Annotated in this window: 11 protein-coding genes; 4 read left to right on the plus strand and 7 right to left on the minus strand. The window is 59.1% G+C overall.

All coding sequences use genetic code 11. The annotated features are described in order from the left end of the window. The first annotated feature begins 177 nt into the window (after positions 1–177). Entirely contained in the window at positions 178–714 is a 537-nt protein-coding gene (locus ACG9DO_RS04695; RefSeq protein WP_394730568.1) for an acyloxyacyl hydrolase, read from the plus strand. A 294-nt stretch (positions 715–1,008) separates the two neighbouring features. Beyond that, positions 1,009–3,942 (plus strand): TonB-dependent receptor domain-containing protein, encoded by a 2,934-nt coding sequence (locus tag ACG9DO_RS04700; RefSeq protein WP_394730569.1) that lies wholly within the window; start codon positions 1,009–1,011, stop codon positions 3,940–3,942. Positions 3,943–4,142: 200 nt separating this feature from the next. Here the strand turns inward: ACG9DO_RS04700 and rplL are convergent, their stop codons facing one another. The 7 genes from rplL to ACG9DO_RS04735 all read right to left on the minus strand — a co-directional run bounded on the left by rplL (position 4,143) and on the right by ACG9DO_RS04735 (position 8,786). Further along, positions 4,143–4,520, minus strand: coding sequence for a 50S ribosomal protein L7/L12 (gene rplL, locus ACG9DO_RS04705; protein ID WP_394730570.1), 378 nt, complete (start codon positions 4,518–4,520; stop codon positions 4,143–4,145). A gap of 91 nt (positions 4,521–4,611) precedes the next feature. Continuing rightward, positions 4,612–5,127 (minus strand): 50S ribosomal protein L10, encoded by a 516-nt coding sequence (gene rplJ / locus ACG9DO_RS04710; RefSeq protein WP_394731200.1) that lies wholly within the window; start codon positions 5,125–5,127, stop codon positions 4,612–4,614. Between the two features lie 299 nt (positions 5,128–5,426). Then, the gene (locus ACG9DO_RS04715; RefSeq protein ID WP_394730571.1) at positions 5,427–6,371 is read right to left on the minus strand and encodes a hypothetical protein; all 945 of its coding nucleotides are present in this window, start codon (positions 6,369–6,371) and stop codon (positions 5,427–5,429) included. A gap of 197 nt (positions 6,372–6,568) precedes the next feature. Next, entirely contained in the window at positions 6,569–6,796 is a 228-nt protein-coding gene (locus tag ACG9DO_RS04720; protein WP_394730572.1) for a helix-turn-helix domain-containing protein, read from the minus strand. Next, positions 6,796–7,341 carry a DUF2975 domain-containing protein gene (locus ACG9DO_RS04725; RefSeq protein ID WP_394730573.1) on the minus strand — a complete coding sequence of 182 codons (546 nt, stop codon included), beginning with the start codon at positions 7,339–7,341 and terminating at the stop codon, positions 6,796–6,798. The genes ACG9DO_RS04720 and ACG9DO_RS04725 overlap by 1 nt, the downstream gene beginning before the upstream one ends. A gap of 38 nt (positions 7,342–7,379) precedes the next feature. Beyond that, positions 7,380–7,514 (minus strand): hypothetical protein, encoded by a 135-nt coding sequence (locus ACG9DO_RS04730; RefSeq protein WP_394730574.1) that lies wholly within the window; start codon positions 7,512–7,514, stop codon positions 7,380–7,382. 210 nt (positions 7,515–7,724) lie between these two features. Then, positions 7,725–8,786: a 50S ribosomal protein L11 methyltransferase gene (locus ACG9DO_RS04735; protein ID WP_394730575.1), complete on the minus strand. Its 1,062-nt coding sequence runs from the start codon at positions 8,784–8,786 to the stop codon at positions 7,725–7,727. A gap of 393 nt (positions 8,787–9,179) precedes the next feature. Here ACG9DO_RS04735 and rpoB point away from each other — a divergent pair, with 393 nt between their 5' ends. Next, on the plus strand, positions 9,180–13,367 hold the full coding sequence (rpoB, locus tag ACG9DO_RS04740; protein WP_394730576.1) for a DNA-directed RNA polymerase subunit beta: 4,188 nt from the start codon (positions 9,180–9,182) through the stop codon (positions 13,365–13,367). Positions 13,368–13,435: 68 nt separating this feature from the next. Continuing rightward, entirely contained in the window at positions 13,436–17,728 is a 4,293-nt protein-coding gene (gene rpoC / locus ACG9DO_RS04745; RefSeq protein WP_394730577.1) for a DNA-directed RNA polymerase subunit beta', read from the plus strand. Positions 17,729–17,880 lie beyond the last annotated feature (152 nt).

Consider the following 17,880-nt stretch of genomic DNA (forward strand, 5'->3'; position numbering starts at 1 on the left):
GATGAGTGCGCCCGCGCATTCGATACCGTCCTGCATGTAGAGTGAGAGTCACCAGATGACGTTGCTCTATGACCAAAATTTCGTCCCTGCCAAGTGCCCAAAGAACATTCAGTTTCAGGCAATCAGAACGCGGGCAGGTGTCGACGCTGGCAATGCTGCGAGAGGAGGGCATCGAAAGTGCGGCAGATTCCTGCAATTGTGGCGTCTATCCTGGGGGGTGTACTGTTCATATTGCCCGCGCGCGCGAATGAAGTGTTCATCGGCGTCTATGATCAGGGTGTTGATACTCCATTCAGCCTCGACGTAGCTGACCAGGGCGGTGTGGCGATGCAACTGGGTTACCGCTTCGATCCAATCGAGACTGTCCTCGATATCGAACCCTACCTGATTGCTTCGATCAACACCGTTGGCGATGCAAGCTTCGCCGGGATCGGGATCAGCCGCAGGTTCGACCTTGGTCCGGTCTACCTGCGTCCTGGCGTAGGGTTCGTCATTCAAGACCAATCAGGCGAGCAGCTTGATCCCATCACCCAGGATCGCATTGATCTGGGCAGTCAGGTCCTGTTCGAGCCAGAGATAGCGCTTGGCACGGATCTGTCAGAGCAGGTCTCCCTCGAAGCGAGCTGGTCGCATATTAGCCATGCTCGGCTGTTCAATTCGGAACAGAACCCAGGCGTCGACCTGATCGGGATCAGGCTTAACCTGAAGCTTTGATGGACTCGAGCATTGTTACTTGACGATAACTTTTGCCGGCACACGAGATAGGAATTTGTCAAGACAAAATCGAAGTACAAAAAAATCGCCAGTCGGCAGGCCACATTTCAATTGTTGGACGGGAATTTTGAAGCAAGCATCACTCAGGGTTGCAATTGAGAGGTGTGAAAAATGTCCCGATTTCACTTTAAGATCAATTCTTTAATTACTTCGACTGCAGTTTTGGCGCTCGCTCACGGAGCCGCTTTTGCGCAAGAAACCGCTTCTGTTCCCAGCACCCAAGCTGAAGATGAATTGTCTGAGATTGTGGTAACCGGGACACAGATTCAGGGCGCGAAGATCAACGATGTGCTTCCGGTAACGGTTCTCGACGAACAGGCGATCGAAAACACCGGCGCTTCTTCGGGCGATGAACTGTTCCGCTCTATCCCGCAGGCGGGCACGGTTGCTTTCAACGAGCAGAACGCGACGACCCAAAACAGCGCGCGCGGCGATGTCGGCTCGATCAACCTGCGTGATCTGGGCACGGGCAATACGCTGCTGCTGATCAATGGTCGCCGCATGACGCTGCACCCAGGCTTCCAGACAGAGCTGCTGGTCCCCGTCGTGTCGTCCGACACGAACGAGATTGCGCCGGGCAGCGTGAGGCGGATCGAGGTGCTGCGCGATGGTGCCTCTGCGATCTACGGCGCTGACGCGGTTGCCGGCGTCATCAACACTGTGCTGAGGGGCAATCGCAAGGGCGGCTTCGTCGAAGCGGACTGGCGAGGTTCCGATGGTACTGGTCTCTACAGCTACACGCTGAGCGGCGGATACGGCTTCGATTTCGGCGGCGGGCGGGGTAACCTCACAGTTTATGGCAGCTACTTCCACGAGAACGGGATGCCGACCTCGGCGCGCGACTATGCTGCGGACGAAAACCGCCTTCCGCTGGTCGAGGGCACGGACTTCGAAGGCGACGCATCGTTCAACAATCGCAATACTTTCGGTCCGTTCGGCCAGTTCGATATTCAGGGGTCCTCGCCTGCGTCGCGCACGCCAATCGGTGACGATGACTTCTACCTCCAGCCGAGCACCTTTCCGGGCTGCGACTTCGATTTCGGGGGCGGAATCTGTGCCAATGCCGGTGTGACACCGACGTCGGCGGTGCGCTATAACCAGAATTTCGATGGCACGCTGATAAGCGAAAAGGATCGCTACAATGCCATGGCGCTGCTCAATTATGAGCTGAGCGATAATCTCGAAGCATATGTCGAGGCGAGCTTCTACCGTTCGGAAAGCCGGCGGAATAACGAGGCTTCGGCCATCCTTGGCGCAACGCCGATAACGATCGCTGCCAACGCCTACTGGAACCCATTCGGACCGGTTGGCAGCCCCAACCGCCTGCCTGGCACGACCATTGCGGCTGGCGGCGTCAATGTCGTGATGGAACGCTATCGCTTCGTCGACGTGGGCAGCCGCGATGTGACGGTCGACAAGAATGTCTACCGGTTTGTCGGCGGCCTTCGTGGAAACCTTGGCGAGTGGGACTTCGATACCGGTTTCCTCTATTCCGAAGCGAAGCTGACTGACCTGGCGCGCAACCGCGTGTCGATGACGCTGGCGCAGCAGGCGATCAACCGCACCACTTCCGATGCCTACAACCCGTTCAATGGCGGGTGCCTCGATGATCCAGGCGAAGGGGACTGCACGCCCAATTCGCAAGATATACTGGATTCGATTCGGGTCGATGTGTTCCGCAAGGGCGGGACGAGCCTGGCGCTTGCAGACTTCAAGATCAGCCGCGACGATCTGATCTCCTTGCCGGGAGGGGACCTGGGCATTGCCGCCGGTGTCGAATGGCGGCGCGAATCCTTCTTCGATGATCGCGATCCGCGCCTCGACGGCACAATCACTTTTACGGACAGCATCAGTGGCGACTTCGTGGGCAGCGACGTTGTGGGAACCAGCCCGTCGCCTGACACCAGAGGCAACCGCAAGGTCTATTCTGCTCATGCCGAGGTATTCGTGCCTGTGGTCGGCCCGGACATGAATATCCCGCTGGTGGAAGAGTTCAATGTCCAGCTTGCCGGGCGGATCGAGCGGTTCACCGATATCAAGGAAACCGCAATGGTTCCGCGTGTCGCTGCATCGTGGACGACCGTCCCTGGGGTCATCTTCCGTGGCGCCTGGTCCGAGGGTTTCCGTGCGCCGAACCTGGTGCAGGTCAACGACGCGGGCACAACCCGGGTCAATACGCGCGATGACTGGGTGATCTGCTACGCGAGGGCAAACACCACGCTTCCGCCGCCCGATCGCATTGCCAATATCGGCGCGTGCCCGGGCCAGAGCACGGTCAGTTTCCGCTCTGGCACCGAGGATCTCAAGCCCGAAGACAGCGAGAGCATCAATCTTGGAGTCGTTCTCGAGCCAACCTTCCTTCCCGGTTTGACGCTCACTGCGGACTACTGGCGGGTCAAGCAGACGGGCCTTGTCGGGACGTTCGGGGATGACAACTTCATCGCGCTCGATCTGTTGCGCCGGCTCAACGGCGGCTCAAGCCCGAACGTCATTCGCGAGGCTCCGACTGCGGATGACATAGCCTTGTTCGCAGGAACGGGCCTCGAGCCGGTCGGCGAGATCATCCGCGTGCTCGATCCATATGTGAACCTCGACAGCCGCGTTTCGAAGGGATGGGACTTCGGCCTGTTCTACAGCGTGCCCGATTTCGGCCTGGGCGACTTTCGCCTGCGCTTCAATGCGGCAAGGCTGAAGAGCTTCGTCCAGTCTGCCGGTCCTGACAGCCAGGAACTGCTGGCCGGTATTGCAGCAGGCGATCTGCCGCCCGACGTCACAGTCGGCAGCCTTGGCGAACTGCTGGAAATCGACGGGCGCCCGAAATGGCGATTCAGCGGCTCGGTCAACTGGGAAAGCGGCCCGTTCGAAGTCGGGCTGTTCAGTCAGTATGTCGGCAAGGTTTGGGACACCAGCGTCACGCGCGACGTGCTGATCGACACCGACGATCCGAACGGCAATTTCTTCCGCGTTGACGACATCATGACGTTCAACCTGTCATTTGCCTATTCGATCGAGAACGACACGCCGCTCGACGGTACTCGGCTGCGCTTTGCGATCAACAATCTGTTCGACAAGGATCCGCCGCTCGCTGACGAGCAGTTCGGTTACTTCAGCGAATTGCACAGCGCGCGCGGACGGGTTTTCCATGTGGAGCTGCGCAAACAGTTCTGAGTTCGGCTGCCCGTTATCGGCTGGCCATGGATGCGAAAACGGGAATTTGCATTCATCAGCCGGAGCTCAGTCGGACTTTCGGGGCGCGTCCTGTGGGCGCGCCTCGATTGATTCAAGAACGCAAAAAGTAAAGGGCGGCGCCATCGCTGGCACCGCCCTTGCTGTGATCTCGAGACGAGAACTAAGTGTAAGCCCAAGGCTTACTTCAGTTCGACGGTACCGCCTGCTGCTTCGATCTTCGCCTTGACTTCTTCGGCTTCCGCCTTGTTGACGCCTTCCTTGAGCGGCTTCGGCGCACCTTCGACCAGAGCCTTGGCTTCAGTCAGGCCCAGGCCGGTGATGGCGCGGACTTCCTTGATGACCTGGATCTTCTTGCCACCGTCGCCGGTGAGAATGACGTCGAATTCGTCCTTCTCTTCAGCGGGTGCAGCAGCGTCGCCGCCGCCAGCAGGTGCAGCAACAGCCACAGCAGCAGCGGCGCTGACGCCCCATGCTTCTTCGAGGGCGGTTGCGAGTTCTGCTGCCTCGAGGACAGTCAGCTTCGACAGTTCTTCAACAAGCTTGGCAATATCAGCCATGATGTTTCACTCCAAAAAATTGTCTGGGATGCCCTTGTGCGGGTCATCCCGAAAACGTGGTTCAAAATCGCGTTTGCGAAAAAAGCGTCCCTTAAGCAGCTTCGCTGGCGCCATAGGCACCGAATACGCGGGCAAGCTTGGCAGCCGGTGCGTTGACGACCTGAGCAACCTTGGTTGCCGGGGCGTTGACGAGGCCAACAATCTTGGCGCGCAGCTCGTCTAGGCTTGGCATCGAGGCGAGTGCCTTGACCCCTGCTTCGTCGAGCACCTGCGTGCCCATCGAGCCACCAACAATCTCCAGCTTGTCGTTCGACTTCGCGAAATCGACAGCAGCCTTGGCGGCTGCGACCGGGTCTTCAGACCAGGCTAGTGCAGTCGGGCCGGTGAGGTATTCCTCGAGCCCGACATAGTCGGTGTCCTTCAGGGCGAGCTTGGCGAGACGGTTCTTCGCAACCTTGTAGGACGCACCAGCTTCCCGCATCTTCGTGCGCAGGTCGGTGGACTGTGCCACCGTCAGGCCGAGGTTGCGGGTGACAACCACCACGCCAACTTCGTTGAAGACCGAGTTGAGCTCTGCGACCGCATCGGCTTTCTGCGAACGATCCATGCCATACTCCTTCACTATGGCCGCACCCACTTGCATGCGCACGACCGGCTCAAATCTGGCCATGCCGCTTACCGACAGAACCAAAGGTCCGTTTGACTAGGGAAGGAGGACACCGCGTGCGGCATCTTGTGGCCATGCGTTTCAGCAGAGCCGGAAAATCTCGATTCCCCGTCTAGGCTGGAAATTAAGAGAACCCGATTGCTCTCACCAACTGTCTCGGACGGATGACCACTCGAAAGCAGTCGAAGGCGCAATTAGCGTCAACGACGACTGAGTCAAGCAAATTGGGCCGGTCGAGGTCACTTGCTTGCCGCCGGCCCTTCTCCATCGAACAGCACGAATGCGCCCGCTGCCTTTGCCATGCCGCCATTGTCATGCCCCACGCCAGGGACGGTTTGCAGCGACCAGTTGAAGTTCCAACCTTCGCGACGGGCCATTTCCTTTCCGAATGCATGGAAATACTGTCCACGTGCGAAGCGATGCTTGCCCTGCCGCATGGCAGCATCCGAGCGGTTGAGGTTGGATGAATCCGTGTCGGTGTCCGCCTCACCGAGCAAGATCACCGTGTCGGCTGCAAGCGCTGCCTTGAGATCCTCTGTGCCGAGATCGAGCGCGTTCGCACCGTCCGGGTAATTCAGCGCGAAAGTGGGCAAGGTGTACCACCCGGCATTAGCGGCGATGTAACGCTTCGCGCGTGTGTTTCGCTGGGTTAGCAGGAAGCGATGAACGAACTGCGAGCCAGCTGAATGGCCATACAGCGTGTAGCCTTGCTGCGTTCCTGAAAGCCGGGACACTACGTCATCGAACAGCGGTTCGATCGCTGCAAAGCTCCATTGTGACCTAGGGCGCAGGTCACTGCTTCCACGCGAAACGATATTGCCGAGGTTGTATTCCCGAGACGTCGGAAAATCCCGGCGGTTGAACTCGGGGAAGATTGCGACAAAGCCATGGCTTTGCGCGGCGGTGCGCCACTCACGAAGATAGCGGTCTGCATCGCGCTCCATTCCATGCATGCCAATAAGGATCGGTGCGTGTGCCAGATCGATCCCATCAGGAACAAACGCCCAAACCTTCAGTGCCGGGCCAACCCAACTCTCAAAAGTGAACTTGCTTTCCCCGACCGCCAGTTTGGCTTCTGAAGAGATTGCTGCAGTTTGCTCCTTTGCCTCAGATGGCACAGCGGCCCAAGCAGGGAAAAAGGCGCTGAAGGTGAAGGCCAGGTACGAAAGGAAGCGAATCGTCATGCGCCTTTATGCCCGGGGTGCCAAGGCGATGCGAGAGCGATCTTGTGATCCAGGAGCAACTGTAACGAAGTAGGGATTGGCGGACTAGATGAAAGAGGCCGCTCCGGCTGGGGATGCGGAGCGGCCTCGTGGGGAGCGGGCTGGGGTCAGGGGGACTTGCCGGTTTCTCCGGGGGAAGAGAGCAGCCCGCTTGAACGCTACTCTGCCTCGTAGGTCAGCAAGTCTCCGGGCTGGCATTCCAGCTCGCGGCAGATCGCTTCGAGGGTCGAGAAACGGATTGCCTTGGCCTTGCCGGTCTTGAGGATCGAAAGGTTGGCGAGGGTGAGACCGACGCGGTCTGCCAGTTCGGTCAGCGTCATGCGTCTGGCGTAGAGAATGTCGTCGAGCTTGACCACGATGTTGCCTCCTTCTGAATCAGCGCCCATCAGACAGTTCCTTCCAGGTCTTCGCGCATTTCGGTGCCCTTGCGGAACACACGGGCAAGGATGAAGAGGATGACGATCGTAAGCACCATCGACATGTCAAAGCTGAAGGCGACATGCACATCGGTTTCATCCAGCGTTTCGACCCAGCTCTCCAAGGCGAGGCCAACCGCAGCGGCAACGCTCATCAAGATGTAGATACCGGTCAGGTGCCAGGCCATGCTGGTCAGCCGGTCCGCATTGTCCGGAACAAAAGGATCACCTTTCTCAACCGTCTCGATGATGCGGCGCAGAAAGCCGAAGAAGCGGAAGGCAAGCAAGGTCACGACGATGATGATGATGAAGAGCCCCGCAATGGTACCTGCCGGTATCTGTGCGGCGGTGGTGCCGTGTTCTGCCAGGAGCTCTGCATTGATAGAGTCCCGGAAGAAGAAGAGCACAGGCAGGATGATGGCCAGGACGATGCTGCAAAGTGCCATTAAGCCCTGCATGATCAGTGTGAGGACGCGGCCTGCGAGCAGGAGCGGATCAGTAGGACGCTTGGACATTTGGAACTCCCCGTTGCTTGTGGATGTCATTGACAGGCTCAAGCCAGCTCGACTTGCTGCGTTGCGGTCGATTGCGCCTGAGCAGGCGGAACAGTGACGATCGCCTGGAGCGAAACGATTGAGATGAAGATAGCTGAGGCAGCGGCGAGTGATTGTTGCTTGAAATTTGACATTTATCGATCTCCTAGATGCTCAATATCGATAAACAATATATACGACATCGATAAACGTCAAGAAAAATTATTGAAAAACAATATGCAGCATATCGTTTCTCAAAAAAGACATTGAATTCTGGGAAGAAATTCAACGGGTCCGGATGCCGACCTCCGGTCAGCAAGCCTTCTCAGCAAACCGTCTCGCAAGGGACCGAAGCGTGGGGCGAATCAGCAAGAGGAAGGACGAATCGGGCCGATCACCATGCCAAGCTGGTCGCGCAGGCCTTCGATTTCGACTGACTGTCCTTCTTCCAGCATGATGCCGGGAATCGGCGTCAACTGGATTCGCCAGTGCATATCGGCGGCGCTGCCGGGAGAATTTTCATATCGCAGTCCAGGAGCGAACTCGAAGCCGATCCATTGCGCGATGACATTGGCGTGCCCGCCAAAGCACGTCACCGAGGCGGCGCTGCTATCGGTGGGCCGGTGGATCAGGCCTGGTGCGTAATCGAACGAGAACAGGGCGGCTGATGATGACCGCAAGTTCAGCTTGGGGTTGTCCGGGCGGATCCCCACCCGGTGCGGTAACAGTTGCGCGCAAAGCGACAGGTCGAAGCCTTCGACTTCGCTCGTTGCAACTGGCAAGTCGGCATATTCTCCCAGCGCGACTTGGACCCAGGCCTTGCCGGGCAGGAATAGTCCGCCCTCCTGGCACAGCCGCCGACTGGCATCGTTGAGCGATGGCAGCAGGGACTCGCTCAGCATATCGTCAGCAATCAACTCTGACACGATCAGGTCGACACCGCCATCCAAGTCGACTTTGGGATCGAGCTCGACCGATGATTTCGCAAACACCATGATGGCGTCCGCCATGCCATTGGCCGCGATCACCTCTTTTGCAGCAGCAGCGAGCACAGGATTCGCCTCGCAGGCGTAAACCCGTTTCGCACCCGCCCGCACGGCCATCATTGCCAAGAGGCCGGAACCTGTCCCGATGTCGAGCACCGTCCGACCCGGTGCAAGCGTTTCCAAGGCCGTGCGATAGACAGCGTTTCGTTGGCTGTCTCGCAGCATCCCGCCGTGAAAAGCGGGGATCAGGTGGGCGACAGCCTGCCGGATTGTTGCATCCCACAGCGCCATGCCGGCATGCCGACTTCGGGCCTGAGTGATGAGGTGCGAGACCATGCTGAGACGCCCCGACTCAGCAAGGCCGCGTTCCATCAGCAGAAATTGTGCCGGATTTTCCAGCAGGTCATTGATCGGCAGCTCAGCACTAAGCGACTCAGCCATTTCCCCTCCAGACATCAATCAATGTCTATCTCCGACAAATACTGCCATTCGCGCAACTCAGCAAAGCAATTTCTGAGACGAGGCGAGACTAGGCAATGCAGGATGGCCCGAGGCGATTGACAAGGTGGGCGCGCATTCCTAAATGCCCGTCAACCGCAGGCTTCGAGCAAGGCTGATTCATGCGCGGGGATCGGTCTTAAGGATGGAAGCAGCGGGCTTCATAATCGCGACGCTTTAATAAGCTGCAGCAGCGCGGCCGGGAGGCTGCGCCCAACGCTGCGGCCTTTTCGCGTCCTTATGAAGCCAGTTTCGCGTGACGCAGACGCAATCACGACTTCAAGGCCCGCGGGCATCCTTCGCGGCGGGCCACTAATAAAGAGGCATATCTCTTCCATGGCTACCAAGGCGAAATCGACTGGCAAGGCCGCTGCCCCACAAGGCACCGCCAAGCGCCGCATCCGCAAGATCTTCGGAGATATTCACGAAGCGGTGCAGATGCCGAACCTGATCGAGGTTCAGCGCGAAAGCTACGAACAGTTCCTGCGTTCCGACAAGGAAACAGGCTACGTATCCGGCCTCGAGAAGACGCTGCGCAGCGTGTTTCCGATCCGCGATTTCGCCGGCACGGCCGAGCTCGATTTCGTGCATTACGAGCTTGAGCCGCCGAAATACGACACCACTGAATGCCGCCAGCGCGGCATCACCTATGCGGCTCCGATGAAGGTGACGCTGCGCCTGATCGTGTTCGAAGTCGACCAGGAAACCGAAACCCGCTCCGTTTTGGATATCAAGGAGCAGGACGTCTACATGGGCGATATGCCGCTCATGACGGACAACGGCACTTTCATCATCAACGGCACAGAGCGCGTGATCGTCAGCCAGATGCACCGTTCGCCCGGTGTACTGTTCGACCATGACCGCGGCAAGACACACAGCTCGGGCAAGCTGCTGTTCGCCGCGCGCGTGATTCCTTATCGCGGTTCATGGCTTGATTTCGAGTTCGACGCTAAGGACATCGTCAACGTCCGCATCGACCGCAAGCGCAAGCTGCCGGTCACCGCGCTGCTTTATGCGCTCGGACTTGACAGCGAAGATATCCTGCATTTCTTCTATGACACTGTCACTTGGGAACGTGCTAAGGACGGATGGAAAATTCCGTTCGTCGCAGAAGCATGGCGCGGCCAGAAACCTGCATTCGCTCTGGTCGATGCCAAGACCGGGGAGGAAGTGTTCCCGGCGGGTCAGAAGATCAGCCCGCGTGCAGCCAACAAGGCCGCCAAGGATGGTCTGGAAAGCTTGCTGCTTCCAACCGAAGAAATCTTCGGGCGCTATTCAGCCAACGACCTGATCGATGAAAAGACCGGTCGGATCTACATCGAGGCAGGTGACGAAGTGTCGCCCGAGCATCTTGAAGCGCTCGACAATGCAGGCTTCGACAAGCTCGAGCTGCTCGACATCGATGAAGTCAACACCGGTCCGTGGATCCGCAACACTCTGAAGGCGGACAAGGCGGAGAACCGCGACGAAGGTCTGGAGGCAATCTACAAGGTCATGCGTCCGGGCGAGCCGCCGACGAAGGAAACCGCAGAGGCGCTGTTCGAAGGCCTGTTCTTCGACGCTGAACGCTACGATCTCTCCGCTGTTGGCCGGGTCAAGCTCAACATGCGCTTGGGCCTGGATGCAGAGGATACTGTCACCACGCTGCGCAAGGAAGACATCCTTGCGGTGGTAAAAGAGCTGGTCGGCCTCAAGGACGGCAAGGGCGAAGTCGATGACATCGACAACCTTGGCAACCGCCGCGTGCGTTCAGTCGGCGAACTGCTGGAAAATCAATACCGCGTTGGCCTCCTGCGCATGGAACGTGCGGTCAAGGAGCGGATGAGCTCGGTTGACGTCAGCACGGTGATGCCGAACGATCTGATCAACGCCAAGCCTGCTGTTGCAGCCGTGCGCGAGTTTTTCGGCTCTTCGCAGCTCTCGCAGTTCATGGACCAGACGAACCCGCTCTCGGAAGTCACGCACAAGCGCCGCGTATCCGCGCTTGGGCCGGGCGGTCTGACGCGTGAGCGCGCTGGCTTCGAAGTCCGCGACGTTCACCCGACGCATTATGGCCGTATCTGCCCGATTGAAACGCCGGAAGGCCCGAACATCGGCCTCATCAACTCGCTCGCGAGCTTCAGCCGCGTCAACAAGTACGGCTTTATCGAAACGCCCTACCGCACCGTTGTCGATGGTAAGGTCACCAGCGAAGTCGTCTATCTCTCCGCGATGGAAGAGCAGAAGCACACCGTTGCGCAGGCATCGGCTGAGCTGAAGGAAGACGGCAGCTTTGAAGAAGAACTCGTCTCTGCGCGCCAGAACGGCGATTACTTCATGGCCCCGCGCGAGCAGATCACGTTGATGGACGTCAGCCCCAAGCAGCTCGTCTCGGTTGCCGCATCGCTCATTCCGTTCCTGGAAAACGATGACGCGAACCGCGCGCTGATGGGCTCGAACATGCAGCGCCAGGCTGTGCCGCTGGTCAAGGCGGAAGCGCCGTGGGTCGGCACCGGAATGGAAGAGACCGTTGCCCGCGATTCGGGCGCAGCGATTGCTGCGACCCGCGGCGGGATCGTCGACCAGGTCGACGCAACGCGTATCGTGATCCGTGCGATCGGCGATGTTGAACCCGGTCAGTCCGGCGTTGACATCTACACGCTGCAGAAGTTCCAGCGTTCGAACCAGAACACCTGCATCAACCAGCGTCCGCTGGTGAAGGTGGGTGAGACGATCGAAGCCGGCGACATCATCGCTGACGGTCCTTCGACCGATCTCGGTGAACTGGCACTCGGCAAGAACTCGCTCGTCGCGTTCATGCCGTGGAACGGCTACAACTACGAAGACTCGATCCTGATCTCCGAACGCATCGTGAAGGACGACGTGTTCACGTCGATCCATATCGAGGAATTCGAGGTGATGGCGCGCGACACCAAGCTCGGGCCGGAAGACATCACCCGCGACATCCCGAACGTCGGCGAGGAAGCGCTGCGCAACCTCGACGAAGCGGGTATCGTCTACATCGGTGCAGAAGTGCATCCGGGCGACATCCTGGTCGGCAAGATCACCCCGAAGGGCGAAAGCCCGATGACCCCGGAAGAGAAGCTGCTGCGCGCGATCTTCGGCGAGAAGGCCAGCGACGTGCGGGACACCTCGCTTCGCCTGCCGCCGGGCGTTGCCGGGACAATTGTCGAAGTCCGCGTCTTCAACCGTCACGGTATCGAGATCGATGACCGTACGCGTGCGATCCAGAACGAGGAAATCGAGCGCCTGCGCAAGGACAGCCAGGACGAGCGCGCTATCCTTAACCGCGCGACCTACAACCGTCTGCGCGACATGCTGCTCGGCCAGACTGCTTCTGCCGCGCCCAAGGGCGTCAAGAAGGGAGTCACAATCGACGAAACGCTGCTCGACGAGATCGACCGCCACGAATGGTTCAAGTTCGCGGTTGCTGATGACAACCGTCAGGCGCAAATCGAAGCGGTCAAGAGCCAGTATGACGAAGCCGCCAAGGGCATCGACGAGAAGTTCGAAGACCGTAAGGAAAAGCTTGAGCGCGGCGACGAGCTTGCGCCGGGCGTGCTGAAGATGGTCAAGGTCTTCGTCGCGGTGAAGCGCAAGCTGCAGCCGGGCGACAAGATGGCTGGCCGTCACGGGAACAAGGGTGTCATCAGCCGGATACTTCCGGTGGAAGACATGCCGTTCCTCGAAGACGGCACGCCGGTCGACATCGTGCTGAACCCGCTGGGCGTGCCTTCGCGCATGAACGTCGGGCAGATCTTTGAAACGCACCTGGGCTTTGCCGCGCGCGGGCTGGGGATGCAGATCAAGGAGCAGCTCGAGGAATGGAAGCTCGCCAATCCCAACGCGGAAGAAGACTTCAAGAATGCGAAGCCGCCTGAAGCTGTGGTCGCGCGTCTCAAGGATGTCTACGGCGAGCAGTATCACGATGACATCGAGAGCCGCTCGGCTGAGCAGATCATCGAGCTTGCCGGCAACCTCACCGCAGGTGTGCCGATGGGAACACCGGTGTTTGACGGCGCGCGCGAAGGCGATGTGACCGCAATGCTTGAGCAGGCCGGGATCGATTCGTCGGGTCAGTCCACGCTCTATGACGGGCGGACGGGTGAAGCCTTCGACCGGAAGGTCACCGTGGGCATCATCTACATGCTCAAGCTGCACCACCTCGTCGATGACAAGATCCACGCCCGTTCGATCGGTCCGTACTCGCTCGTCACGCAGCAGCCGCTGGGTGGTAAGGCGCAGTTCGGCGGCCAGCGTTTCGGTGAGATGGAGGTCTGGGCTCTGCAGGCATACGGCGCAGCCTACACCCTGCAGGAAATGCTCACCGTCAAGTCGGACGACGTGATCGGCCGGACCAAGGTCTACGAAGCGATCGTCAAGGGCGACGACACCTTCGAAGCGGGCATTCCGGAGAGCTTCAACGTGCTCGTCAAGGAAATGCGCTCGCTGGGCCTCAATGTCGAACTCAAATCTTTGACCGACGAGAGCGACGAGGACGAATGGCCGGAGGCAGCGGAATAGCGGGGAAAGGCTTTCGAGCCTTTTCCCTTTCCGCCCCAAGATATTTCACCCGCCAAGGGATTTGAAAAATGAACGAACTGACAAAATTCACCAACCAGCTGGCCAAGCCGGAAACCTTTGACCAGATCCAGATCGGCCTTGCCTCGCCAGAGCGTATTCGCAGCTGGTCTTTCGGCGAGATCAAGAAGCCGGAAACGATCAACTATCGTACGTTCAAGCCTGAGCGTGACGGCCTCTTCTGCGCGCGCATCTTCGGTCCGGTTAAGGACTACGAGTGCCTGTGCGGCAAGTACAAGCGCATGAAGTACAAAGGCGTCGTGTGCGAAAAGTGCGGCGTTGAAGTCACCGTCACCAAGGTGCGCCGTGAGCGCATGGGCCACATCGAACTGGCCGCGCCCGTTGCGCATATCTGGTTCCTGAAGTCGCTGCCTTCGCGCATCGGCCTGCTGCTCGACATGCAGCTCAAGCAGCTTGAGCGCGTGCTCTATTTCGAGAGCTACATCGTGATCGAGCCGGGCCTGACGCCGCTGGAGAAGTACCAGCTGCTGACCGAAGACGAACTGCTTGAAGCGCAAGACGAGTATGGCGAGGACGCGTTCAGCGCCGGCATCGGGGCGGAAGCGGTCAAGACCATGCTGATGGATCTCGATCTCGAGCAGGAGAAAGAAGACCTGATGGAAGAGCTCGCGACGACCAAGTCCGCGCTCAAGCCCAAGAAGATCATCAAGCGCCTGAAGGTCGTGGAAAGCTTCATCGAATCCGGCAACCGCCCGGAGTGGATGATCCTTGAAGTGATCCCTGTGATCCCGCCGGAACTGCGCCCGCTGGTGCCGCTGGATGGGGGTCGCTTCGCGACGTCCGACCTCAACGACCTCTATCGCCGCGTCATCAACCGCAATAACCGTTTGAAGCGCCTGATCGAGCTGCGCGCGCCGGACATCATCGTCCGCAACGAAAAGCGCATGCTGCAGGAAGCGGTTGATGCGCTGTTCGACAATGGCCGCCGTGGCCGCGTCATCACCGGCGCGAACAAGCGTCCGCTGAAGTCGCTGTCTGACATGCTCAAGGGCAAGCAGGGCCGCTTCCGCCAGAACCTGCTCGGCAAGCGCGTCGACTATTCGGGCCGTTCGGTCATCGTGACCGGCCCGGAACTGAAACTGCACCAGTGCGGCCTGCCGAAGAAGATGGCATTGGAGCTGTTCAAGCCGTTCATCTACGCACGTCTCGATGCGAAGGGTCTTTCGATGACCCTGAAGCAGGCGAAGAAGTGGGTCGAGAAAGAGCGCAAGGAAGTCTGGGACATCCTCGACGAAGTGATTCGGGAGCACCCGGTTCTGCTGAACCGCGCGCCGACGCTTCACCGCCTTGGTATCCAGGCGTTCGAGCCCGTGCTGATCGAAGGCAAGGCGATCCAGCTGCACCCGCTGGTCTGCGCTGCCTTCAATGCTGACTTTGACGGTGACCAGATGGCGGTCCACGTGCCGCTCTCGCTCGAAGCTCAGCTCGAAGCGCGCGTGCTGATGATGTCGACCAACAACATCCTCTCGCCTGCCAATGGCAAGCCGATCATCGTGCCCTCTCAGGACATGGTCCTCGGTCTCTACTATCTCTCCATGGAACGGCAGGAAAAGACGCCGGAATTCATCGAAGAGAAGGATGGCACCAAGATCGAAAAGCTGCCGCGCTTTGCCGATATGGCCGAAGTGCACCAGGCGCTCGAGACCAAGTCCGTCACGCTGCACACCCGCATCATCGCCCGCGTTCCGCAGGCCGATGAGAAGGGCAATGTCAGCATGAAGCGCTTCGTCACGACACCGGGCCGTATGCTGATCGGTGAGTGTCTGCCGAAGAACCACAAGGTTCCATTCGACATCGTCAACCGCCTTCTCACAAAGAAGGATATCGGCGACGTTATTGACGAGGTGTACCGTCACACCGGCCAGAAGGATACGGTGCTGTTCGCTGATGCCATCATGGTGCTCGGCTTCCGCCACGCGTTCAAGGCCGGTATCTCCTTCGGCAAGGATGACATGATCATCCCGGATTCGAAGGACGGTCTGGTTGAAGAGACCAAGAAGCTGGTGGCCGACTACGAGCAGCAGTATCAGGATGGTCTCATCACGCAGCAGGAAAAGTACAACAAGGTGATCGACGCCTGGTCCAAGTGCGGGGACCTTGTTGCTGATGCGATGATGGAAGAGATCAAGGCGCGTCCGATCGACAAGGATGGCCGCGAGGCTGACATCAACTCGATCTACATGATGAGCCACTCGGGCGCGCGTGGTTCGCCAGCGCAGATGAAGCAGCTTGCCGGTATGCGCGGCCTTATGGCGAAGCCTTCGGGCGAGATCATCGAAACGCCGATCATCTCGAACTTCAAGGAAGGTCTGACCGTTCTTGAATACTTCAACTCGACTCACGGCGCCCGCAAGGGCCTCGCGGATACCGCGCTCAAGACGGCTAACTCAGGATACCTGACCCGCCGCCTGGTCGACGTGTCGCAGGACTGCGTCATCGTCGAAGAGGATTGCAAGACCGAAAACGCGCTGGAAATGCGTGCGATCGTTCAGGGCGGATCGGTTATCGCGTCCTTGGGTGAACGTATTCTGGGCCGCACGGTCGCAGAAGACCTTGTCAATGCGAAGACCGATGAGGTGATCGTCAAGGCAGGTACGTTGATTGACGAGGCGATGGTCAAGGCGATCGAAGAAGCCGAAGTCCAGAGCGCCAAGATTCGTTCGCCGCTGGTCTGCGAAGCGGAGCAGGGCGTGTGCGCGACCTGCTATGGCCGTGATCTTGCTCGCGGCACGCCGGTCAATATCGGTGAGGCTGTGGGTGTTATCGCGGCACAGTCGATCGGTGAGCCGGGCACGCAGCTGACGATGCGGACCTTCCACATCGGCGGTGCGGCGCAGCTCAACGAAACCTCGCATCTTGAATCCATCTCGGACGGCAAGATCGAATATCGCGACATGCCGACCATCACTGACAAGAAGGGCCGCATCCTTTCGCTTGCTCGTAACGGCGAACTGGCAGTGATCGATGCTGAAGGCCGCGAACGTGAAATGCACAAGGTGCCCTACGGTACGGTGCTGATGTTCAAGGACGGCGAAAAGGTGAAGGAAGGTGACCGGCTGGCGGAATGGGATCCGTTCACCCTGCCAATCATCACTGAACAGTCGGGCCTCGTCCGCTATCAGGACCTTGTCGAAGGCACCACGCTGGAAGAGCGGTCTGACGAAGCGACCGGCATGACGCAGCGCGTTGTCACGGAAAACCGTGCGACGGGCCGCAAGAAGAAGGAAGACCTGCGTCCGCGGCTTACGTTGATGGGCGAGGAATCCTCCGGTAAGAAGGGCGATGAAACCGAAGCGCAGCGGTACATGCTCGCTCCTGGTACCACGCTCTCGGTCGAAGATGGACAGGAAGTACAGGCCGGTGACATTCTGGCACGTGCTTCGCGTGAAGCGGCCAAGACGCGCGATATCACCGGCGGTCTGCCGCGTGTTGCCGAGCTGTTCGAAGCCCGGATGCCGAAGGATGTGTCTGTGATCGCCAAGATCTCCGGCAAGATCGAATTCGTCCGCGAATACAAGGCGAAGCGCAAGATCGCCATCGTGCCGGAGGAAGGCGAACGCGTCGAATATCTGATCCCGAAGACCAAGGTCATTGACGTTCAGGAAGGCGACTTCGTCAAGAAGGGCGACACCCTGATTTCTGGCTCACCGAACCCGCATGACATCCTCGAAGTGCTCGGGATCGAGGCTCTTGCTGAGTATCTCGTCAACGAAATCCAGGAAGTCTACCGACTGCAGGGCGTGAAGATCAACGACAAGCACATTGAAGTGATCGTGCGCCAGATGTTGCAGAAGGTCGAGATTACCGATGGTGGCGATACTACGCTGCTGCCAGGTGAGCAGATCGACCACGCGGAAATGCTCGAAGTTAACGCGAAGCTAGGCAAGGGCAAGAAGCCGGCTGAAGGTTCGCCGATCCTGCTTGGCATCACCAAGGCTTCGCTGCAGACGCGTTCGTTCATCTCTGCCGCCTCGTTCCAGGAAACCACCCGTGTGCTGACGCAGGCGGCGGTTGAAGGGAAGAAGGACACGCTGGTCGGTCTCAAAGAGAACGTGATCGTGGGCCGCCTGATCCCAGCAGGGACCGGCGCCGGCATGAACCGCATGCGCGTGACCGCTTCCAGCCGCGATGCTGCACTGCGCGCGCAGTGGAAGAAGCAGCAGGATGCCCTCGCTGCGGCAAACGAAAGTGAGCCGGAACCGCAAGCGGATGCAATCCCGTCGGAAGACGCGATGAAAGCCGCGATGGGAGCTTCTGCGAGCGGAGCCGATACGGCCGAATAGGCGCTGCGCCAACCTGCCTTTCAAGGCTGACGAGACCCCGTTGGAGGCACCCACTTGTTGGGGGTTTCCGGCGGGGTTTTGCGCGCAAGGCCAGCAGTTCTGGAGTTCGCCCAACTCCTGAAGGTTCTTAACGCTATTGCGAAGCATTCGCA

This window comes from Altererythrobacter sp. GH1-8 (assembly GCF_043702085.1).
Taxonomy (GTDB): domain Bacteria; phylum Pseudomonadota; class Alphaproteobacteria; order Sphingomonadales; family Sphingomonadaceae; genus Erythrobacter.